This is a genomic window from Streptomyces sp. NPDC005931, assembly GCF_042871235.1.
Taxonomy (GTDB): domain Bacteria; phylum Actinomycetota; class Actinomycetes; order Streptomycetales; family Streptomycetaceae; genus Streptomyces.
The window spans coordinates 782039-802825 of the sequence record NZ_JBIAIG010000002.1; the positions used below are offsets into that span (position 1 = coordinate 782039).

A 20787-nucleotide genomic window follows, 5' to 3' on the forward strand; every position below is an offset into this window, starting at 1 on the left:
CAGTGACCACCCCCGACCTTCCCCTCGTCCCGTCCGGTGGCTGCGGCGACGGCTGCGGCTGCGGCGCGGACGCCGACGAGGCATACCTGGAGTGCGGCCTCGACCCCGCGCTCGCCCAGCTCCTGGCCGACGCGGGTCTCGACCCGGTGGAGGTCGAGGACATCGCCAACGTCGCCATCCAGGAGGACCTGGCCCACGGCGTGGACGTGACCACGGTCGCGACCATCCCGGAGGACGCCGTCGCCACCGCCGACTTCACCGCGCGGGAGGCGGGCACCGTGGCGGGCCTGCGGGTCGCCGAGGCGGTCATGTCGGTCGTCTGCGCGGAGGAGTTCGAGGTCGAACGCCACGTGGAGGACGGCGACCGCGTGGCGGCGGGCCAGAAGCTCCTCTCCGTCACCGCCCGCACCCGTGACCTGCTCACGGCCGAGCGCAGCGCGCTGAACCTCCTGTGCCGCCTCTCCGGCATCGCGACCGCCACGCGCGCGTGGGCGGACGTCCTGGAGGGCACGAAGGCCGAGGTCCGCGACACCCGCAAGACCACGCCCGGCCTGCGCAGCCTGGAGAAGTTCGCCGTGCGCTGCGGCGGCGGCGTCAACCACCGCATGTCCCTCTCGGACGCGGCGCTGGTCAAGGACAACCACGTGGTCGCGGCCGGCGGCGTCGCCCAGGCGTTCAAGGCGGTCCGTGAGCGCTTCCCCGACGTCCCCATCGAGGTCGAGGTCGACACCCTGCACCAGCTCCGCGAGGTCGTGGACGCCGGCGCCGACCTGATCCTGCTGGACAACTTCACGCCGGGCGAGTGCGAGGAGGCGGTGGCCCTCGTCGCCGGCCGTGCCGCCCTGGAGGCCTCCGGCCGCCTCACCCTCGCCAACGCCAGGGCGTACGCCGACACGGGCGTCGACTACCTGGCCGTGGGAGCCCTCACCCACTCCGCTCCCATCCTGGACATCGGCCTGGACCTGCGAGCGGCGGAGTAGGGCCATGCTGCTGACGATCGACGTGGGCAACACGCACACCGTCCTGGGCCTGTTCGACGGCGAGGACATCGTCGAGCACTGGCGCATCTCCACGGACGCGCGCCGCACCGCCGACGAACTCGCGGTCCTCCTCCAGGGCCTCATGGGCATGCACCCGCTCCTGGGCGACGAGCTGGGCGACGGCATCGACGGCATCGCCATCTGCGCGACCGTCCCCTCGGTCCTGCACGAGCTGCGCGAGGTGACCCGCCGCTACTACGGCGACGTGCCGGCGGTGCTGGTCGAGCCGGGCGTCAAGACGGGGGTGCCGATCCTCACCGACAACCCCAAGGAGGTGGGCGCGGACCGCATCATCAACGCGGTCGCCGCGGTGGACCTCTTCGGCGGCCCGGCGATCGTCGTGGACTTCGGCACGGCGACGACGTTCGACGCGGTCAGCGCGCGAGGCGAGTACGTCGGCGGCGTCATCGCCCCCGGCATCGAGATCTCCGTGGAGGCACTCGGCGTCCGGGGCGCCCAGCTCCGCAAGATCGAGGTGGCCCGCCCCCGCAGCGTCATCGGCAAGAACACGGTCGAGGCGATGCAGTCCGGCATCATCTACGGCTTCGCCGGCCAGGTCGACGGCGTGGTCAACCGCATGGCCCGCGAACTCGCCGACGACCCCGACGACGTCACGGTGATCGCGACGGGCGGACTGGCGCCGATGGTCCTGGGCGAATCCTCGGTCATCGACGAGCACGAGCCGTGGCTGACGCTGATCGGCCTGCGCCTGGTGTACGAGCGGAACGTGTCACGGCTGTAGCGCCCGGCGTCGGCGCGGGCCGAGGCGCGGGTCACCCGGCCTGGCCCTGCCGGGAGGCCCGAGGCGGGCGCGGACGCGGGCGCGGGTGGGTGGAGCGGCCCCGGCGGTACGGGATGCCGCCGCGCCCACCGTCCCCCGCTCTCGCCCCGCCTTCCCACCGGCCTCCACCCCGGCCCCCCGGCCACCCCCACCGGCCGCCTCCCCCACGGACCCTCGCAGCAGGCACCGTCGGCCGCGAGCGAGGCGAAGCCCGGTGCGGAGTCGGGTCCGGCTCACCCCCGCCCAGCGCGCCGCCGGGCGGCGGAGGCGGTCCTCACGTGGGAGATGCACCGGGCGGTCGGCGTCGGTCTCGACGCCGGCGCCTCGCCACCCCACCGGCCGCCTCCCCCCTCACCCCCACCCGAGTGGCACCCCCACGCCACACCCCGCCCGCTATGCCGTGTTTGTCTGATTAGCGCGTATCGTCACCGCATGCCCACGCCCTACGGATCCCGCGGCGGCATGGCGTTCGGCCCGGAGGAGCTGCGTGTGCTCCGCCGCGCCCTCGCCCTCGCCCTCCACCCCACCTCCGCCAAGGCCGACGACGTCCAGGACTGCCTACGCCTCGCCGAGTCCCTGGACGAGGCGGCGCGGGAGAGTGCCCGGCTGCGCGCCTTCCTCGTGGCCGACCTCGGCCGCTACCGGGCCGCCCTCCCCGGCACCGCCGCCGGCTACCTCACGCTCCTGGACGAGGCCCTGGGTGCCGGCTACCGCCCCCGCCCCGACGACCTCGCCGCGCTGCGCGCCCTGCGCGGCAACCCCACCGCCGCCGCCCTCCTGGACCGCTGCGCCCTGCTCGCCGAGCAGGACGTGCGCGCCCGGCTCTCGGCCCGGCTGTCCGTCCGCACGCCCCGCGCGGCCACCGTCCCCGCCTCCCGGACCCGTCTCCTCTCCCTCCCCGGCGGCGCCACCGAGGATCCCGACAAAAAGAAGCCCGCGCAGAAGCCGGCGAAGCCGGCCACCCCGGCCCCGGCCCCCGGCACCCCGAGGCCGAGCCGTCCCATCCCCACCCCGGGCGAGGTCTTCCCCCGCCGCAAACCGACCCCGCCCCCGGCGGACCACCGGCTGGCCGCCGGCTGACCCCACCCCGTCCACGCACCGCCGCCGCCCTGGCTACCCTGGATCCATGGACTACGTCTCCGCGCTCCTGCCCCCGGTCGTCATGGCCGCTCTCTTCATCGCCGTGATCAGGGTGATCGTGAAGACCCAGGGCGGTGCCAACAAGGCCAAGGAGGACGCGGTCGTGGACGCGGCCCAGCCCCCCGCCAAGGCCGAGGGCTGACACCCGCCACCGCACCCCGCCACCGGCGTACGACTCCCGCACGCGCTCGTCGCGCGCTTTCGAGTCGTACGCCCTTTTTGTGCTCTCTTGTGGTCATTCACTCCCGTACGCGCACGTCCGGCACGCCATGACCCACATCTCCCACTATTGTTCTGAGAGTGCCTCGCCCATTGGGAGAACTCGAAGACGCGGTCATGACGCGGGTGTGGAAGTGGAACCGCCCGGTGACCGTTCGAGAAGTCCTGGAAGATCTTCAGAAGGAACGGTCCATCGCCTACACCACGGTGATGACCGTTTTGGACAATCTCCATCAGAAGGGCTGGGTCCGTCGCGAGGCGGAAGGCCGGGCCTATCGATATGAGGCGGTCTCCACTCGCGCCGCCTACGCCGCCGCGCTGATGAACGAGGCGTGGTCGCAGAGCGACAACCCCGCCGCCGCTCTCGTCGCCTTCTTCGGCATGATGAGCGAGGAACAGCGCCGGGCTCTCACGGACGCGGTGCGCATCGCACAGCTCCCGGAAACCCCGGAACCTCCGCGGCCCCCCGAACAAGCACAACCCCGCGAACAAGCCGAACGCCCGGGACAAGCGCAACCCCCCGAACATGCCGAACCCGGCGAACGCAACCCCGCCTCCTCGCCGGACGGTCCCGAGCGATAGCGTCCGCTCATGTCAGCAGACTGCCCCGAAGTCACCGCAAAAGCCATCACCGTCCGGCGGGCCCGAACCGGCGATGTCCCGGCGGTGCGCCGTCTCCTCGACGCGTACGTCCGCGACCGCATCCTGCTCGACAAAGCCACGGTGACGCTTTACGAGGACATCCAGGAGTTCTGGGTCGCGGAACGGGACGACAACGCGGAGGTCGTCGGCTGCGGTGCCCTGCACGTGATGTGGGAGGACCTCGCGGAAGTCCGCACTCTCGCCGTGAAGCCCGGCCTGAAGGGCGCCGGCGTCGGACACCGACTGCTGGAGAAGTTGCTGGAGACCGCCCGCTGGCTCGGTGTTCGCCGCGTTTTCTGCCTGACCTTCGAAGTCGACTTCTTCGGCAAGCACGGCTTCGTGGAGATCGGCGAGACCCCCGTCGACGGGGATGTCTACGCGGAGCTGCTGCGTTCCTATGACGAGGGCGTCGCGGAGTTCCTCGGTCTCGAACGAGTGAAACCGAACACCTTGGGCAACAGCCGGATGCTTCTGCATCTGTGATCGACGGTGCTCCGCGCCTCCCGCCATGGATTCCGCCCCGCCCCCTTGCCCCGGTGCCCTATGTCCGAAACGCGCATGTTTCCGGACCGTGCCGGGCCGACCGGTCTCTCCCAGGGGTTTGTGTTTTTCCCGGAAAAGCGGTTTGCTTTCCGACGTACTGCAGTACTGCATATAACAGGGGACGGCGATACGGCGGACGCCGGCACACCCCGGCCCTGAAGTTATCGATGAAAGGAAATCCGGTGGCACAGAAGGTTCAGGTCCTTCTTGTCGACGACCTCGACGGCGGCGAGGCGGACGAGACCGTGACGTTCGCGCTGGACGGCAAGACGTACGAGATCGATCTCACCACCGCCAATGCGGACAAGCTCCGCGGCCTTCTCGATCCTTACGTGAAGGGCGGTCGTCGTACCGGAGGCCGTTCCTCGGGAGGGCGTGGAAAGGCTCGCGCTTCTTCCGGCGGCAGCCAGGACACCGCGGCGATCCGCGCCTGGGCGAAGGAGAACGGTTACGAGGTCAACGACCGCGGCCGTGTGCCCGCGTCCATCCGTGAGGCATACGAGAAGGCCAACGGCTGAGCATCCGGACCGGCCCACCCGGCCGATCCGGTTCCGACCGACCGGGAACTCCACCCGAAACACCACCCGGGAAACACGACCCAGTGCACACACCGGGTCGTCCCTTCCGGGTCGTCACCTCCGGGCCGTCAGCCGCGCACGGCGGCCCGCGGTGGGTCCCGCCGAACGGCCGGTGGACCGGCGACCGCGCGCCGCAGCCGAAGGCGGTGGCACTGCGTGGCCACCGTGTGCACCAGCCGCACGAGATCCGGGGCGCCCGCACGGCCCCCCGTCGCCGACAGCGCCGGCAGCGAGGTCCCGGCCTCGTCTCCCGGCTCGGGGGGCCGCAGCCACACGGCGGCCCCCTGCGTGCCGCCCCGGCCCAGGGGAAGCGGCCGGGCGGCGGTACGGACGGCCACGGCTCCGGGGGGCGGCGGAGCGTCCATGAGGGCGCCCGCGTCGAGCGCGGTGAGGTCGAGCGCCAGCGTGCCCCACTCCAGCCACTCCAGCAGCCCCGGCAGTTCCTCCGCGCCGCCCGCGGCCACGAGCAGCCGCATCCGCCCGCCCTGCACGGCCACGGGGAACCCGCGGTCCACGCCCCCCAGCCGCTCCAGGGCCACCTGCCCGGCCTCGAGCGGCACGTCGAGCACGTCGAAGCGCACCCCGACCACCAGGCGCACCGCGGACCCGGCCCCGGCGGCATCCCCGAGCACCGTCGGCCACCCCAGTTCGTTCTCGTACCAGTGCCGGACCGCCGCGCCCGGCACCGGCGGGCGGCGAGGTGCCGGCACCGCGAGGGCCGCGGCGCGGGCTGAGCCCCCGGCTGCCGGGGGGACGGAGGGGACGCTGCCGACCATGCCACGTGCAACCGCCGCGAGTCGGTTCAAGTTACGCTGGGTTCCTGGACGAATGCACACAGTGTCGAACAAGGGGGCGCGCTGGGGTGGGGCGAGGCGCAACGTTGTTCGCCCGTAGCGGAGGGAACCCGTGCACTCGGCATGGACCGTCCGTAGCAGCGGGTAAGACATCCCTAGTGGGAGGGGGCGACGAGCAGGGCAGGGAGTCTCACGTTCGCCATCGGCGTACTGGCGAAGGGGGTAACTGCCTGGCCTGCGGGAACATCGTCTCGCACCATCGGGTTGGAGCAGATGTCGGCGTTCGGGGTCAGGAGGCCATCGACGGTGTCGGCAGTTGGAATGAGCGGTCCCCGCTTGCGGGACTAAGCTGCGGAAGGACAGGGAGGGGAAGTTCCCCCCACTGCCTGACCGCTCTGAGGAGCGATTAACGATGTTCGAGAGGTTCACCGACCGCGCGCGGCGGGTTGTCGTCCTGGCTCAGGAAGAAGCCCGGATGCTCAACCACAACTACATCGGCACCGAGCACATCCTCCTGGGCCTGATCCACGAGGGTGAGGGTGTCGCCGCCAAGGCCCTTGAGAGCCTCGGGATTTCGCTCGAGGCGGTCCGCCAGCAGGTGGAGGAGATCATCGGCCAGGGGCAGCAGGCGCCGTCCGGCCACATCCCCTTCACCCCCCGTGCCAAGAAGGTCCTGGAGCTGTCCCTGCGCGAGGCGCTGCAGCTCGGCCACAACTACATCGGCACGGAGCACATCCTGCTCGGCCTGATCCGCGAGGGCGAGGGCGTCGCCGCCCAGGTCCTCGTCAAGCTGGGCGCCGATCTCAACCGCGTGCGGCAGCAGGTGATCCAGCTGCTCTCCGGTTACCAGGGCAAGGAGACCGCCACCGCCGGCGGTCCTGCCGAGGGCACCCCCTCCACGTCCCTGGTCCTCGACCAGTTCGGCCGGAACCTCACCCAGGCCGCTCGTGAGTCCAAGCTCGACCCGGTCATCGGGCGCGAGAAGGAGATCGAGCGGGTCATGCAGGTGCTGTCCCGCCGGACCAAGAACAACCCGGTGCTGATCGGTGAGCCCGGCGTCGGCAAGACCGCCGTCGTCGAGGGCCTCGCCCAGGCCATCGTCAAGGGCGAGGTGCCCGAGACCCTCAAGGACAAGCACCTCTACACCCTGGACCTCGGTGCCCTGGTCGCCGGCTCCCGCTACCGCGGTGACTTCGAGGAGCGCCTGAAGAAGGTGCTCAAGGAGATCCGCACCCGCGGCGACATCATCCTGTTCATCGACGAGCTGCACACGCTGGTCGGTGCGGGCGCCGCCGAGGGTGCCATCGACGCGGCGAGCATCCTCAAGCCGATGCTGGCCCGCGGTGAGCTCCAGACCATCGGTGCGACCACGCTGGACGAGTACCGCAAGCACCTGGAGAAGGACGCGGCGCTCGAGCGCCGCTTCCAGCCCATCCAGGTCGCCGAGCCGTCCCTGCCGCACACCATCGAGATCCTCAAGGGCCTGCGCGACCGGTACGAGGCGCACCACCGCGTCTCCATCACCGACGAGGCGCTGGTCCAGGCCGCCACCCTGGCCGACCGGTACATCTCCGACCGCTTCCTGCCGGACAAGGCGATCGACCTGATCGACGAGGCCGGCTCCCGGATGCGCATCCGCCGGATGACCGCGCCGCCGGACCTGCGCGAGTTCGACGAGAAGATCGCCGGTGTCCGCCGCGACAAGGAGTCCGCGATCGATTCGCAGGACTTCGAGAAGGCCGCCTCCCTGCGGGACAAGGAGAAGCAGCTCCTCGCCGCGAAGGCCAAGCGGGAGAAGGAGTGGAAGGCCGGCGACATGGACGTCGTCGCCGAGGTCGACGGCGAGCTGATCGCCGAGGTCCTCGCCACGGCCACGGGCATCCCCGTCTTCAAGCTCACGGAAGAGGAGTCGTCCCGCCTGCTCCGCATGGAGGACGAGCTCCACAAGCGGGTCATCGGCCAGGACGACGCGGTCAAGGCGCTGTCCAAGGCGATCCGCCGGACCCGTGCCGGTCTGAAGGACCCGAAGCGTCCGGGTGGCTCGTTCATCTTCGCCGGCCCGTCCGGTGTCGGTAAGACGGAGCTGTCCAAGGCGCTCGCGGAGTTCCTCTTCGGCGACGAGGACGCGCTGATCTCCCTCGACATGTCGGAGTTCAGCGAGAAGCACACGGTCTCGCGTCTCTTCGGTTCGCCCCCCGGCTACGTGGGCTACGAGGAGGGCGGTCAGCTGACGGAGAAGGTGCGCCGCAAGCCGTTCTCGGTCGTCCTCTTCGACGAGGTCGAGAAGGCCCACCCGGACATCTTCAACTCGCTGCTGCAGATCCTGGAGGACGGTCGTCTGACCGACTCCCAGGGCCGGGTCGTGGACTTCAAGAACACGGTCATCATCATGACGACCAACCTCGGCACCCGGGACATCTCCAAGGGCTTCAACCTGGGCTTCGCCGCCGCGGGCGACACGAAGACCAACTACGAGCGCATGAAGAACAAGGTGTCGGACGAGCTCAAGCAGCACTTCCGCCCCGAGTTCCTGAACCGTGTCGACGACGTGGTGGTCTTCCCGCAGCTGACCCAGGGCGACATCCTGCGGATCGTCGACCTGATGATCGACAAGGTGGACGAGCGCCTGAAGGACCGGGACATGGGCATCGAGCTCTCCCAGTCCGCCAAGGAACTGCTGGCCAAGAAGGGCTACGACCCGGTGCTGGGCGCGCGTCCGCTGCGTCGCACCATCCAGCGCGAGATCGAGGACTCGCTGTCGGAGAAGATCCTCTTCGGCGAGCTGCGCCCCGGTCACATCGTGGTCGTGGACACCGAGGGCGAGGGCGAGTCCCAGACCTTCACCTTCCGCGGCGAGGAGAAGTCGGCCCTGCCCGACGTCCCCCCGATCGAGCAGGCGGCCGGCGGGACGGGCCCGAACCTGAGCAAGGACGCGTAGGCGTCCTGACGCGCGAGGAGGGGCCGGTGCCTTGGGGCACCGGCCCCTTCGGCGTGTTCAGCACAGGGCGCCTCGCCACCTCCCGGGCGCCGTGCCCGACCGTCTCACCCCCGTCGACGCATCGCGGGGTGCACGGGGGTGAGACGACCCGGGTTCGGACGGACGATCAGGAGAGCTGTCCGTCGTAGTCCGGCAGCTTGTACGTCTTCTCGGCGTGGCCGCCCGACAGGTCGGTGGCGCTGTTGCCGATGTTGGCGATGATCGTGTAGCCCTTCGACTCGATGTTCACGCGCTGGGCCGTCTTGTAGTCGGCCACGTTCTTGAACAGGTCGAAGAAGCCGCGCACATGGAGGCCGGAGGACTCGTAGCCGGCGTGGTCGAGGTTGTACGCCGTGGGCGCGTAGATGATGCCGGGGCGGGCGGTGACGAAGAACAGGGCGACACCGCGCTCCTGGGCGTACTCGGCGGCCTCCAGGACCGGCGTGTTGGCGGGCTGGGGGTAGCTGAAGCCGAAGTCCGTCTCCAGCGCGGTGTTGTCGATGTCGAGGACGATCGCCTGCTTCTCGCCCGGGCGGGGGTTCGCGATCCGCTGCTTCAGGTAGGGCAGGGCCTGGTCCATGACCGCCCGGACGTCCTTCTGCCAGGTCTCGTAGTCGACGTCCGCGGCGGCGGCCGCCGTGGAGACGGAAGCGGCGGTCGTGGCGGTGGTGGAGGCGCCGGAGGGGGTGGCGGCGTCGGCCGGTGCGGCCAGGGCCACGAGGGCGGTCGCGGAGACGGCGGTCACCGATATGCGGCGCGACCAGGGGCGTCGGCTTCTCATGTCGTGGGGGTCCTCTCACGTACGTAACGCTGCCAACGTGTCGTGTGCATGCTCGTGTGCGAGGGTGACGCGAGGTGAACCGTAGGGTTACCGGACGGTAGGCGCCTAGAGGCGTGCGCCACATTTGTTGAATGGCCGATCTCGGCCCCCGGTGACATGCCGCACAGGCGTTATGTCCGGTACTAGCCGGAATAGTGGTGGAGTCGGTAGAAGCGAAACGGACATAAGCCGTAAATCTTTGATCGATCAGCCTCAAATGGGGCTTTCGTCCCGTACGGGGCCTCTGTCAAGAGACGCGCATCTCATGCCAGAAGTACGAACTTCTGTCGTAGATCACCGTTTTGGGTGTTTGCGGGGCGGGGGGTTACCAAGGGATGGCCACGTCGGCGACGTCCATGAACGCCGGGTGGTTTTCCTCTGCCCCCTCCCCCATGAGGTTTCGATGTCCCAGCGCGTCACGTCCCGTTCCTCCCGTACGTCCCTGATCCGCACCCGTGCGGCCGTGCTGGCCGCCGGCCTGGGCGCCTCGGTCGTGATGGGAGCCGGGGTCGCGGTCGCCGCCGACACCACGGCCGCCTCCGGCGTCGCCAGTGCCGTGGAGGCGCAGGCGGCCGCCCAGGCCAAGGCCGCGAAGGCCAAGGCCGCCGCCCAGGCCGCCCAGGCCAAGAAGGCCGCCGAGGCGAAGAAGGCGGCCGCCGCCAAGGCCGCCCAGGTCAAGAAGGCGGCCGCGGCCGCCGCCAAGAAGAAGGCCGCCTCCTGGGTCGACCCGGTGAAGAACTACAAGATCTCCGCGCGCTTCGCCCAGGCCGGCGGCATGTGGCAGTCCAGCCACAGCGGTCAGGACTACGCCGTGCCGAGCGGCACCCCGGTCATGGCCGCGCACGGCGGCACCGTCGTCAAGGCGGGCGGCAACGGCGCCGGTGACGGTCCCGCGTACGGCAACGCGATCGTCATCAAGCACGGCAACAAGACGTACTCCCAGTACGCGCACCTGTCGTCGATCAAGGTCAAGGTCGGCCAGGTCGTCAAGACGGGCCAGAAGATCGCCCTGTCCGGCAACACCGGCAATTCCAGCGGTCCCCACCTGCACTTCGAGATCCGCACGACCCCGAACTACGGCTCGGCGGTCGACCCGGTCAAGTTCCTGCGCGCCAAGGGCGTGCGGATCTGAGACCGCGCCCCGGCCCTGGCTGCCGGGGCCCCGGGAACCCGTGGCGCCCCGGTGCGCCCGGTGACCAGACCGACGACGACCCCGAGGAGCGGCCCCCCGCCGCTCCTCGGGGTCGATTCGTATGTCCTGCAGCAGGCCCGTCGCGGCGTGCAGGGTGAACAGCACGCCACGGTCGACCTGGTCGACCGGCTCCGCGTCCGGGGCGATCAGGATGTCCCGCAGGCCCCGCATGCGCGTTCCGAACATGCCGTCCGATCCGCAGCTCGCGCACGGTGGCCCGGTTCCCGTCCCGGGGCTGCGCGGTTCGGGGCCGGCCGCTCGTCGTGGCCGGCCCCGTTGTCGGACCCCCGTGCCACCATCGACGGCATGGACAAGGTGCGTAGGCTCCGGCTGGCCAAGGACGCGATGGACCGGGACTGGGCCGATCCGGACCTCGACCTGGACGCGGTCGCCGCGCACGCCGGGTACTCGCGCTACCACTTCATCCGGGCCTTCAAGGAGACCTACGGCGAGACCCCCGGCCAGTACCTGACGCACCGCCGCATCGAGCGGGCCGAGGACCTGCTGCGCACGGCCAACCTGACGGTCACGGAGATCTGCCTCCTCGTCGGCTTCAGCAGCCTGGGCACCTTCTCCGCGCGGTTCAAGACCTGGACCGGCCTCACCCCGAGCGAGTACCGCGCCCGGCACGTCGGCCGGGGCGCCGCCCTCATCCCCGGTTGCTACGCCATGCTCTGGGCCGGCGGCTTCCGGTCCCCGCCGGGCGGGACACGGAGCAATTCCGGAGAAGCGGACCGACAGCGGCGCCGCCTACCGTGAGAGGGCAGGCGAACGGAACCGACACGGCCGCGCAACCAGGGAGTACGTGATGATCAAGGGTCTCGCCATCTCGACGGTCTGGGTCCTCGACCAGGACCGGGCCAAGGAGTTCTACACCGAGAAGCTGGGCCTGGAGGTCCGCACCGACATGACGATGGGCGAGGGCGGCATGCGCTGGCTCACGGTCGGCTCGCCGAACCAGCCCGACGTCGAACTGACCCTGATGGTCCCCGGCGGCCCGGCCATGGATCCCGAGTCCGCCGAGATGATCCGGACGCTGGTGGCCAAGGGGGCGCTCGGCGCGGGCGTACTCACCACCGACGACGTCCACGGCGACTACAAGAAGCTCAAGGACCGCGGGGTGGAGTTCCTCCAGGAGCCGCAGGAGCGCCCGTACGGCACCGAGGCGCTGTTCCGCGACGACTCCGGCAACTGGTTCTCCTTCACCCAGCCCCGTGAGGGCGGCCTCGACCCGGACGCCGACTGGTCGTGAGGACCCGCCCCCGCTACTGGGGCAGCATCGGGTAGCTGCCCGTGTTCGTCGGCGCGTGCTCCGGCAGCCACAGCACCGCGACCGCGCCCTCGGCCGGCACCTCGTCCGGCGCCCCTGCGGGCCGTACGTTGCGGAAGGTCAGCCGCGCGCCCAGCACCCGGGCCTGCCCGGCTGCGATGGTCAGGCCCAGGCCGTGACCGCGGCCGGCGCGGTCCTTGCTGCCGGTGCGGAAGCGGCTCGGGCCCTCGGCGAGCAGGTCCTCGGGGAAGCCGGGCCCGTGGTCGCGGACCCGGACGACCCGGCCCTCGACGGTGACCTCGATGGGCGGCTTGCCGTGCCGGGCGGCGTTGGCGAGCAGGTTGAACAGCACCCGCTCCAGGCGCCGCGGGTCGGTGGTGACCTCCGACTCGTGCACCACGTGCACCGTGACGTGCGGGTCCTTGGCCGCCACCCGACGGGTGACGAACTCGCCCAGCATGAGGTCCTGCAACTCGGCCCGCTCCGAGGCACCGTCCAGCCGGGCCACCTCCAGCACGTCCTCCACGAGGGTCCGCATGGCCTTGGCCCGGTCCAGCACCAGCTCGGTCGGCCGGCCCGGCGGCAGCAGCTCGGCGGCGGTCAGCAGGCCGGTCACCGGGGTGCGCAGCTCGTGGGCGATGTCGGCGGTGACCCGGCGCTCGGCCTCCAGCCGCTGCCGCAGCGCGTCGGCCATCGCGTCCACCGCACTGGCCAGGTCGTCGGTCTCGTCCCGGACGACCCCGCCGATGGCATCGCGCACCCGCACGTCCGTCTCGCCCTTGGCGACCCGGTTGGCGGCGGCCGCCGCCTTGCGCAGCCTGCCCGAGAGGTGCCCGCCGATGAGCACACCGAGCGCACTGCCGCCGAGGACGACCGCGATCGATCCGATCACCAGGGCCTGGTCGAGATCCTTGAGGATGTCCGAGCTGCGGTCGGTGAAGCCCGAGTGCAGGGACATGACATGCCCGTTCTTCAGCGGGACCGCCGCCCAGATGTCGGGCGTGCCACCCGGCCGGTCGGCCACGAAGGTCGCCCGCCGTCCCGCCTCGGCCTTCTCCCGCAGCTCGGGCGGCAGCTCCGGGTCGTCGATCTTGGTGTTCGGGAAGTTCATCCGCCCGGACAGCTCGTAGTTGCGCTGGGCGATCATGATGCGTTCGTCGGCGAGGTCGCGTGCGTTGTCCAGCATCGACACCCGGGCCGCGTTGTGCACGACCAGGCTCAGTGCGACCGCCACCAGCGCTCCGACCAGCGCGATCGCCGCGCTGAGCTTCCATCTCAGACCCGTGCGGATGCCCGCGCGGTCGACGCACGCCGCCACCAGGCGCCGGAAGTGGCCCCCCACGGCCCGCTCAGGCCTTCAGCTTGTAGCCGAAGCCGCGGACCGTCTCGATGCGGTCCTGGCCGATCTTGGTGCGGAGCCGCTGCACGTGGACGTCCACCACCCGCGTGTCCCCGCCCCAGCCGTACTCCCACACGCGTTCCAGCAGCTTGTCCCGGGAGAGCACGGTGCCCGGCGCGGAGGAGAACTCCAGCAGCAGCCGCATCTCCGTCGGGGTCAGCGCCACCGGCTCACCGGCCCGGCGCACCTCCATGCCCTCCGTGTCGATCTCCAGCTCGCCGAAGGTCAGCACGCCCCCGTCGGCCGGCGAGGCGGGCTCCTCCCGGCCGCCCGCCCGGCCCAGGCGGCGCAGCACCGCCCGGATCCGGGCGACCAGCACGGCACCGTCGAACGGCTTGGTCACGTAGTCGTCGGCACCCGCCTCCAGGCCCAGCACCACGTCGATGGAGTCGGCCCGCGCCGACAGCATGATCACCGGCACCATCGACTCGTCGCGGATCCGCCGGCACAGGCTGACGCCGTCGAGGCCGGGGACCATGACGTCGAGGAGCGCGATGTCGGGCCGGTCCGCCCGGAACGCCTCCAGGCCGGACAGTCCGTCGGGCATCGCGGTGACCGCGAAGCCGTCCCGCTCCAGGGCGAGCTGGGTGGCCTCGCGGATGACGTCGTCGTCCTCGACGAACAGGACGTGGGTCTGGTCTGCCATCCCGGTGCTCTCAGTTCTCGTTTCGACTCGGGTCGGTGGGTCGGTGGGTCGGTGGGTCGGATCCGGCCGGTGTCACGCCGGCCGGGGCCGGTGTGGGCGCGGTGTTTTCCCGGTCCACTCAACTGACGCGGGAGCCGCACGGCGGGTTCATCTCTGTATCGGTCCGGACGGCCCGGACGGTTCCCACCGTGACCCATGTCTCAGCCCGCCGGCGCGGGTGTCGGCTCCGAACCGGCCATGCTGCCGTAGTCGTTGTGCGTCCGGTCCTCCTCGGTGAACCGGCCTGCTGCCCAGCGGTACGTGATCACGTTCTCGCCGGACGGGCTCGACACCGGGTCGCCCGGGTCGTACACCTGCTTGGTCACGACCAGATCCCCGCGGTCGATCTCCGCGTACACCGGAGGCTCCTCGGCCGTGAACACGTTCTCGTAGGCGCCACGGTCCTCCCGGTACACGTACGAGCCGACGCCCACCGCGTCACCGCAGGTCAGCACGTTGACGACGACGTCGTCCGCGGCCGAGCCGGTGAGGTTGCCGTAGCTCACGTCGACGGGGTACTCGTCGGCGACACACGGCTGGAGCTCCCGCTTGACCTCCGCCGAGACCGCCGGATCAGCCTTGATCAGCCGCACCGCGTCCACCCGGTCCGGGCTCCGCGTCGGCATGGGGGTGGGGGTGGCGGCAGCGCTCGTCATCGCGTCCACGTGCGCCGGGCCCTCGTCCCGCGCGCCGGTCCCGCCGGTGCCGCAGCCACAGGCCAAAAGGACGAGGGCGGCGAACACGGCCGTCGCCGCGATCACCGCCTGGGCTGCTCCCCGGGCCCGTGTGGGCCCCGCGCCGGTCAGGCCGCGCAACGCTCCCGCTCCTCACGCTCCAGCGCGCGTGCGTCCAGATCGCGGGCTTCCAGCTCCTCGCGGAGCCGGGCGAGCGCCCGGTGCAGCGTGCTCTTGACCGTACCGGCCGACATGCCGAGGGCGGCGGCCGTCTCCTCCGTGGACATCTGCTCCCAGTGTCGCAGCACCACCACGCTGCGCTGCTTCGGGGCGAGCACCTTCAGCACGTCCATCAGCAGGGCGCGGTCGGCGTGCTGCTCGGTGGCGTCGTCCACGCAGGCGTCCGGAAGCTGCTCGGTCGGCACCTCCTCCAGCTTGCGGGCGCGCCACCACTCGGTCCGCGTGTTGATCATGACGCGGCGCAGGTAGGCGTCGGCCAGCCGCTTGTCGGATATCCCGTCCCAGCGGCCGTAGGTGCGGGCCAGCGCGGTCTGGAGCAGGTCCTGCGCGTCCACCGGGTCCGGGACCAGCCGGCGGGCACTGCGCAGCAGCGCGTCCTGCCGGGTGCGGACGTACTCCTCGAACTCGAGCACCTCGCCCTGCGCCATGGTGAACCGCCTTCCGCTCCCCGTTTCCGGCACGCCCCGTGCGCGCCGGTCTCACTGCCTGTGGTCCGTGGTCGTCGTGTCCCTGTCGGGCACGCAACCGAAGGTACGGAGGCGTTGTCACGGCACTGTCCGAGGCAGCCTGCGGGCAGCCCTCGGCTGGCCGTCGGTTGTGTAACGGAAGGGAAATCCGAGCGGTACGCGGGCCCGGGCCGGGCCCGGAGCGGGCGACGGGGTGCGGTCCGGGTGGGGGTCACGGCCGGGCGGCGGTCACGGCCCTCCGCGAGCGTGCGGCACGGCGGCGCGTCAGCCCAGCGGGAGCCGGTACGACCCGCCCGGCAGCGGCTCCACCAGACCGTCGGCGACCAGACCGTCGAGGGCACGGGCGCGCTGCACCGGCTCGTGCCACACGCGGTCCAGAGCGGACTGCGGCACCGGGCCGTGCGCCTCCCGGAGCACCGCCAGCAGCCGGCCGCGCACCTGCCGGTCGGTGCCCGCGTACGTCTGGCCCCGGCGCGGAGGGCCGTCGTGCGCCGGCTTGCCCGCCAGCCGCCAGGCGCACTGCGCCGCGATCGGACAGCGGTGGCACGACTCGTTCTTCGCCGTGCACACCAGCGCCCCCAGCTCCATCGACGCGGCTGCCCACCGCGCGGCGGTCCCCTCGTCCTCGGGCAGCAGCGCGCGGGCGAGCCGGCGCTCGGCGGCCGTGGTGGCGTTCGGCGGGTACTGCACACCGGTGACCGCGCGGGCGAACACCCGGCGGACGTTGGTGTCCAGCACGGCATGCCGTTGCCCGTACGCGAACGAGGCCACGGCGGCGGCGGTGTACTCGCCGATCCCGGGCAGGGCCAGCAACTGGCCGTGGTCGGAGGGTACGTCGCCGCCGTGCCGCTCCGTTATGGCGACGGCCGCCCCGTGCAGCCGCAGCGCGCGGCGCGGATAGCCGAGCCGGCCCCAGGCGCGGACGGCCTCGCCGGGGGCCTCGGCGGCCAGGTCGGCGGGGCGCGGCCACCGGGCCAGCCACTGCTCGTAGACGGGCAGGACCCGGCTCACCGGAGTCTGCTGCAACATGAACTCACTGACCATCACCCCCCACGCGCCGGCCTCCGGCCGCCGCCACGGCAGGTCACGGGCGTGCTCGTCGAACCAGTCGATGACGGGGGCGTGCAGCCGCTCACCGGGGCCGCGCTCGGCGGCGGGCTCGGCGGGGCCGGGATGCGAAGGCGTGGTGGGAGCAGTCATGACCCGTCGATCCTGCCACGCCGGGCCACCGGTCCGGGGGGACCGCCACCCCGCAGGACGATCAGGTACCTGACGATCGGCAGCGGTGGCATCCCGTCCACCGCTTGTAGCGTCCGGGGGAATGCACCGTGTCGGTCCCGCCGTGCCGGTCAGGGGAGCCTGCTGTGGGCGGCCCTTGCCGCACCGGCGCTCACCGCGAACACGCTCGGGCTGAACGAGCCGCGCGACCCCTGGCAGCACCTGGCCGGCCTGGGCACCCTCGCCGCCGCCACCGCCGTCTCCCGGCGGCGGCCCCTGGCCGCCTTCGCGCCGGCGGCCGCCCTGGGCCTCGCCTCGGCCCCGGCCCTCTTCACCGTCTCCTACGGTCCGGCGCTCGGCGTGTTCGCGCTGCTGCTCAGGCTGCGGGGGGACCGTGTGCGCCCTGCCGCACTGTGCTTCGCCGCCGTGGGATGCGCCGGCACCGCGAGGATCGCGCTCGTCGGGGTGGACCCGGCGCCCGAGTGGCTCGTGATGACCGGCACCCTCCTCTTCGGCTGTGTCTTCCCCTGGCTCGTCGGACGCCACTGGCGCCAGAACCGCCGGCTCGCCGAGGCCGGCTGGCTCAGGGCTGCGCGGGTGGAGGAGGAGCAGCGGCTCACCGAGGAGCGCGCCCGGCTGCGTGAACGGGCCCGGATCGCGCAGGACATGCACGACTCCCTGGGCCACGAGCTCAGCCTGATCGCCCTGCGCGCGGGCGCCCTCCAGGTCGCCCCCGACCTCACGGACCGTCATCGCGCCGCCGCGGCCGACCTGCGCGCAGCGGCGGCCGACGCCACCGACCGGCTGCACCGCATCATCGGCGTCCTGCGCGAGGACGACGAAGCGCCCGTGCCGCTGACGCCGGTCGGCGAGAGCCTCGGGCAACTCGTGGCCCGTGCCGCCGAGTCCGGGTTGCCGGTGCGCTGGGAGCCCGGCGCACCGGACGCGGACGCGTGCGTGGATCCCGGCGGGGTCGCCGGGCGGCTGCTGCACCGGGTGGCCAGGGAGGCGATGACCAACGCGGCACGGCACGCACCGGGCGCGCCCGTCGTCGTGGCGGTGACGGGGGACGACGTACGGGGAGCGACGGTCACCGTCAGCAACGGCCCGGCCGTGCGGGAGGGTTCGCCCGTCCCGGGAGGCGGCTCGGGCCTGCTCGGTCTGCGCGCCGCGGTGACCGCCGTCGGCGGGACCTTCGAGGCGGGCCCGCACGGAGGGGGGTACCGGGTCCGGGCCTCCGCTCCCCCGCACACCCCCGTGGCGATGGTGCCGTCGCGCCCGCCGTCCGTCCCCTTCGCCCGCGCCCGCCGCCGGGCCGCCGTCGGCCTGGGCGCCGCCGCCGGCGCGGGCGTGGTCCTGGTCGGCGCGGCCTTCGGCTGGTACGCGTACACCGAGACCCACTCGGTGCTGGACCCGGCCGCCTACGCGGACCTGCGCCCGGGCACTCCGGCCGGCGAGGTCGCGCGGGTGCTGCCCGACCGGGACGTCCACGACCCGCCCGCGGACCGCGCGCCCGCACCGCCCGAGGGCGCCGACTGCCGCTACTACCGCGCGAGCGGCGAACTGTTCGTCTCCGTCGACCACTTCAGGCGGTGCTTCGACGCCGGGGGCGGATGATCGCCAAGCACGTGATCCCGCGCGTCGGCCTGTCCGGCGAAGGCCGGGAGGAATACGAGGAGTTCGCACCGTGATCCGGGTCCTGCCGGCCGACGACGAGGCGATGGTGCGGGCCGGGGTCCGCGCCATCCTGGAAGCAGCGGCGAGACGGACGTCGTCGCCGAGGCGGGCGACGGGCGCGAGGCCGTCGAGCTGGCCCGGGCCCACCGCCCCGACGTGGCCCTGCTCGACATCCGCATGCCGCGCCTGGACGGCCTCGTGGCGGCCGAGGAGATCGTCCGCACCGTCCCCGGCACGGCCGTCGCGATGCTCACCACGTTCTCCGAGCGTGCCTACGTGGCCCGTGCGTTGGGCGGCGGTGCCACCGGGTTCCTGCTCAAGTCCGGCGATCCGTACGAACTCATCGCGGGGGGTGCGGGCGGTGGCGGGCGGAGCCGCCTTCCTCTCGCCCAAGGTGGCCCGGTACGTCATCGAAGGACTCGGCGGCGCGGGCGGCACCGGCCGGCTCGCCCGGGAGGCCGAGGCCCGCGCGCGTACGGCGGGGCTGACCCCGCGCGAGCGCGAGGTGCTCGGCCTGGTCGGGGCCGGGCTGTCCAATCCGGAGATCGCCGCCCGGCTGCACCTCGTCGAGGGCACGGTCAAGGCGTACGTCAGCGCCGTCCTCGACCGGCTCGGTGTGCGCAACCGCGTACAGGCGGCGATCGTCGCCTACGAGGCGGGGCTGGTGGGGGAGTGAGGCTCAGCGGCGCCGCTGCGGGGCGCACGCCCCGGCGTGCACCGGTCCGGGCCCGGTGAGCCACCGCGCGGTGGGCACCGTCGAGGCGCGCATCGACTCCGCGAGCCGGACCGCCGGGCGGGTGGCCGACCGTACGGTCACGAAGGCGACCAGCGCGCCGAGGAGCAGCCCCGCGGCCACGTCGCGCGGATGGTGCACGCCGACGAAGACCCGCGAGAACGCCGCCAGCAGGGCCAGCGGAGCGGTCAGTCGCACGAGCGTGCGCCGGACCAGGACGAGGGGGAGCGCCGAGGCGCCCGCGATCGTGGCGTGGTTGCTCGGGAAGGACCAGCGCCGTGCGGCGGGCACGGGACGAGCGGTGGCGCCGCGCCGGTGACCGCCCGGCACGGACGCTCCTGCGCCACCACGGATTTGAGCACCTCGGCACACGTACGCCACACCCGTGGCCAGAGGTGCAAGGGCGGCGATCGCGAACGCGTGTGCGCTGCCCCGCCGGGCGCGCCACCAGGCGGCGGCGAACAGCACGAGGAAGACGAGCAGCCCGGCCTCCGTCCCGATCTCGGCCGTGTGCCGCACCCACGGCGGGGTGTCGTGCGCGAAGTCGGTGATGTCGCGGTAGAGACCGCCGTCCATGAACTCCATGGTCACGGACCGTAGGCGAAGGGCGGATCCCGTCACACCGCGCGATCGTCGGGTGCCGTACCCGACGAAAGACAGGGGTGGGGAGGGATTTCCGGGATGATGATCCGGAAAAGTTGTGGCTGTCAGCGGCGGGTGCGACAAGCGAACGCGCCGATCTCTCGTACAGTTTGCGCCGTGGGATCTCTGCGCAATCCGGTCGGGCCGCTTCCCTCCTCCATCTACTGGCGACGGAGGGCCGTACTGCTGTCCGTACTGGCCCTGTTGGCGCTGCTGATCACCTGGGTGGTCGCCTCGGGCGGCGGGGGCGGCGGCGACCGAGACAACGGCGCCAACGGCAAGAATCCCGCGCCCTCCATCACGCCCGGACCCTCCGGCTCCGGTCCGGCCATCAGTCAGGCACCGGGCGGACGCGACGAGTCGGAGGACGAGGGCGGCTCCGGCGGCACCGGGGGGTCCGACGGTTCGTCCGGCGACGGCGACGACGGTGCCAACGGCGACCCGGGGGACGTGGGCGGCGCCGACGGGTCCGGCAGCGGTGCCGACGGCAGTGCGGGCGGCGGCATCGGGGGCGGTACGGCTGGGGTCGGCGCGGGTGACGCGCTGCCCGCCGGTACCTCACTGCCCAACTGCACCGCGAGCGCCGTGAAGTTCAGCCTGCGCAGCGCCCGCAACACCTACGAGCCGGGCCGCACACCCACCTTCCTGCTGACCGCCCGGAACGTCTCCGGGAGCGACTGCAAGGTCGATCTCGGGCCGAAGAGCGCGGTGCTGACGATCACTCCGGCGACCGGCGACGACCCGTACTGGGCGTCGGACGACTGCCCCAAGGGCCCGGGGAGCCTGGTCTTCCGGGTGCCGGCCGACGACAGCATCACGTACACCGTGAAGTGGAACCGTAAGCCGAGCACCGAGCGGTGCGAGACGCCCCCGGCGGGTTCGGCCGGCGCGGGCACCTACCTGGTCGAGGCGAAGGCCCCGGGCTTCGCGAAGGTGCAGACGTCCTTCGTGCTGGAACGGGACTGAGCGCAGCGGGCCGGTCCCGGACCACCGGACGGTGGTGAGTGGACCGGTCCCGGACCACCGGACGGTGCGGCCCTCCCAGGGACCCTGCGC

20 protein-coding genes and 2 pseudogenes are annotated in these 20787 nt (G+C 72.3%); 14 read left to right on the forward strand and 8 right to left on the reverse strand.

Features of this window, described 5'->3' with window-relative positions; all coding sequences use genetic code 11:
- Positions 1-2 precede the first annotated feature (2 nt).
- The 7 genes from nadC to ACFYOV_RS07550 all read left to right on the forward strand — a co-directional run bounded on the left by nadC (position 3) and on the right by ACFYOV_RS07550 (position 4883).
- Positions 3-980 (forward strand): carboxylating nicotinate-nucleotide diphosphorylase, encoded by a 978-nt coding sequence (nadC, locus tag ACFYOV_RS07520; protein WP_389083939.1) that lies wholly within the window; start codon positions 3-5, stop codon positions 978-980.
- A gap of 4 nt (positions 981-984) precedes the next feature.
- Positions 985-1782: a type III pantothenate kinase gene (locus ACFYOV_RS07525; RefSeq protein WP_389083941.1), complete on the forward strand. Its 798-nt coding sequence runs from the start codon at positions 985-987 to the stop codon at positions 1780-1782.
- 501 nt (positions 1783-2283) lie between these two features.
- The gene (locus ACFYOV_RS07530; protein ID WP_389084135.1) at positions 2284-2901 is read left to right on the forward strand and encodes a hypothetical protein; all 618 of its coding nucleotides are present in this window, start codon (positions 2284-2286) and stop codon (positions 2899-2901) included.
- 46 nt (positions 2902-2947) lie between these two features.
- Positions 2948-3103 (forward strand): hypothetical protein, encoded by a 156-nt coding sequence (locus tag ACFYOV_RS07535; protein ID WP_389083943.1) that lies wholly within the window; start codon positions 2948-2950, stop codon positions 3101-3103.
- A gap of 194 nt (positions 3104-3297) precedes the next feature.
- Complete coding sequence (locus tag ACFYOV_RS07540; protein WP_389084138.1) at positions 3298-3762, forward strand: BlaI/MecI/CopY family transcriptional regulator; 465 nt, start codon at positions 3298-3300, stop codon at positions 3760-3762.
- A 9-nt stretch (positions 3763-3771) separates the two neighbouring features.
- A complete protein-coding gene (locus tag ACFYOV_RS07545) occupies positions 3772-4305 on the forward strand; it encodes an amino-acid N-acetyltransferase (RefSeq protein ID WP_389083945.1) in 534 nt (177 codons plus the stop codon).
- A gap of 242 nt (positions 4306-4547) precedes the next feature.
- A complete protein-coding gene (locus ACFYOV_RS07550) occupies positions 4548-4883 on the forward strand; it encodes an Lsr2 family protein (RefSeq protein ID WP_389083948.1) in 336 nt (111 codons plus the stop codon).
- Between the two features lie 128 nt (positions 4884-5011).
- Here the strand turns inward: ACFYOV_RS07550 and ACFYOV_RS07555 are convergent, their stop codons facing one another.
- A complete protein-coding gene (locus ACFYOV_RS07555) occupies positions 5012-5719 on the reverse strand; it encodes an SCO3374 family protein (protein WP_389084139.1) in 708 nt (235 codons plus the stop codon).
- 430 nt (positions 5720-6149) lie between these two features.
- Here ACFYOV_RS07555 and ACFYOV_RS07560 point away from each other — a divergent pair, with 430 nt between their 5' ends.
- Entirely contained in the window at positions 6150-8675 is a 2526-nt protein-coding gene (locus ACFYOV_RS07560; RefSeq protein ID WP_389083951.1) for an ATP-dependent Clp protease ATP-binding subunit, read from the forward strand.
- Between the two features lie 166 nt (positions 8676-8841).
- Here the strand turns inward: ACFYOV_RS07560 and ACFYOV_RS07565 are convergent, their stop codons facing one another.
- The gene (locus tag ACFYOV_RS07565) at positions 8842-9495 is read right to left on the reverse strand and encodes an HAD family acid phosphatase (RefSeq protein WP_389083953.1); all 654 of its coding nucleotides are present in this window, start codon (positions 9493-9495) and stop codon (positions 8842-8844) included.
- Between the two features lie 442 nt (positions 9496-9937).
- On the opposite strand from ACFYOV_RS07565, the gene ACFYOV_RS07570 reads away from it, so the two are divergent.
- The 3 genes from ACFYOV_RS07570 (at position 9938) to ACFYOV_RS07580 (ending at position 11978) form a co-directional block, all read left to right on the forward strand.
- On the forward strand, positions 9938-10666 hold the full coding sequence (locus ACFYOV_RS07570; protein ID WP_389083956.1) for a M23 family metallopeptidase: 729 nt from the start codon (positions 9938-9940) through the stop codon (positions 10664-10666).
- A gap of 366 nt (positions 10667-11032) precedes the next feature.
- Positions 11033-11485: a helix-turn-helix transcriptional regulator gene (locus ACFYOV_RS07575; protein WP_389083959.1), complete on the forward strand. Its 453-nt coding sequence runs from the start codon at positions 11033-11035 to the stop codon at positions 11483-11485.
- Positions 11486-11534: 49 nt separating this feature from the next.
- Positions 11535-11978 carry a VOC family protein gene (locus ACFYOV_RS07580; RefSeq protein WP_389083961.1) on the forward strand — a complete coding sequence of 148 codons (444 nt, stop codon included), beginning with the start codon at positions 11535-11537 and terminating at the stop codon, positions 11976-11978.
- A gap of 13 nt (positions 11979-11991) precedes the next feature.
- Here ACFYOV_RS07580 and cseC read toward each other — a convergent pair whose 3' ends face one another.
- The 5 genes from cseC to ACFYOV_RS07605 form a co-directional block, all read right to left on the reverse strand.
- Positions 11992-13338 (reverse strand): two-component system sensor histidine kinase CseC, encoded by a 1347-nt coding sequence (gene cseC / locus ACFYOV_RS07585; RefSeq protein WP_389083964.1) that lies wholly within the window; start codon positions 13336-13338, stop codon positions 11992-11994.
- 7 nt (positions 13339-13345) lie between these two features.
- Positions 13346-14041: a two-component system response regulator CseB gene (gene cseB, locus ACFYOV_RS07590; protein ID WP_389083967.1), complete on the reverse strand. Its 696-nt coding sequence runs from the start codon at positions 14039-14041 to the stop codon at positions 13346-13348.
- A 200-nt stretch (positions 14042-14241) separates the two neighbouring features.
- The gene (locus ACFYOV_RS07595; RefSeq protein WP_389083969.1) at positions 14242-14895 is read right to left on the reverse strand and encodes a hypothetical protein; all 654 of its coding nucleotides are present in this window, start codon (positions 14893-14895) and stop codon (positions 14242-14244) included.
- Positions 14883-15422 carry a SigE family RNA polymerase sigma factor gene (locus ACFYOV_RS07600; RefSeq protein WP_389083972.1) on the reverse strand — a complete coding sequence of 180 codons (540 nt, stop codon included), beginning with the start codon at positions 15420-15422 and terminating at the stop codon, positions 14883-14885. Before ACFYOV_RS07600 ends, ACFYOV_RS07595 begins: the two co-directional genes overlap by 13 nt.
- Before the next feature lie 303 nt (positions 15423-15725).
- Positions 15726-16661, reverse strand: coding sequence for an A/G-specific adenine glycosylase (locus ACFYOV_RS07605; protein ID WP_389083974.1), 936 nt, complete (start codon positions 16659-16661; stop codon positions 15726-15728).
- Between ACFYOV_RS07605 and ACFYOV_RS07610 the strand changes: the two genes are divergently transcribed.
- Together ACFYOV_RS07610 and ACFYOV_RS07615 are read left to right on the forward strand one after the other, a co-directional pair.
- Positions 16635-18296 (forward strand): sensor histidine kinase, encoded by a 1662-nt coding sequence (locus ACFYOV_RS07610; RefSeq protein WP_389083979.1) that lies wholly within the window; start codon positions 16635-16637, stop codon positions 18294-18296. The genes ACFYOV_RS07605 and ACFYOV_RS07610 overlap by 27 nt on opposite strands.
- A 70-nt stretch (positions 18297-18366) precedes the next feature.
- A pseudogene (locus tag ACFYOV_RS07615) lies at positions 18367-19032 on the forward strand (response regulator).
- 3 nt (positions 19033-19035) lie between these two features.
- Here the strand turns inward: ACFYOV_RS07615 and ACFYOV_RS07620 are convergent.
- Positions 19036-19674 (reverse strand): annotated as a pseudogene (locus ACFYOV_RS07620) (phosphatase PAP2 family protein).
- 174 nt (positions 19675-19848) lie between these two features.
- Between ACFYOV_RS07620 and ACFYOV_RS07625 the strand changes: the two are divergent.
- The gene (locus ACFYOV_RS07625) at positions 19849-20697 is read left to right on the forward strand and encodes a hypothetical protein (RefSeq protein ID WP_389083981.1); all 849 of its coding nucleotides are present in this window, start codon (positions 19849-19851) and stop codon (positions 20695-20697) included.
- Positions 20698-20787: the final 90 nt, after the last annotated feature.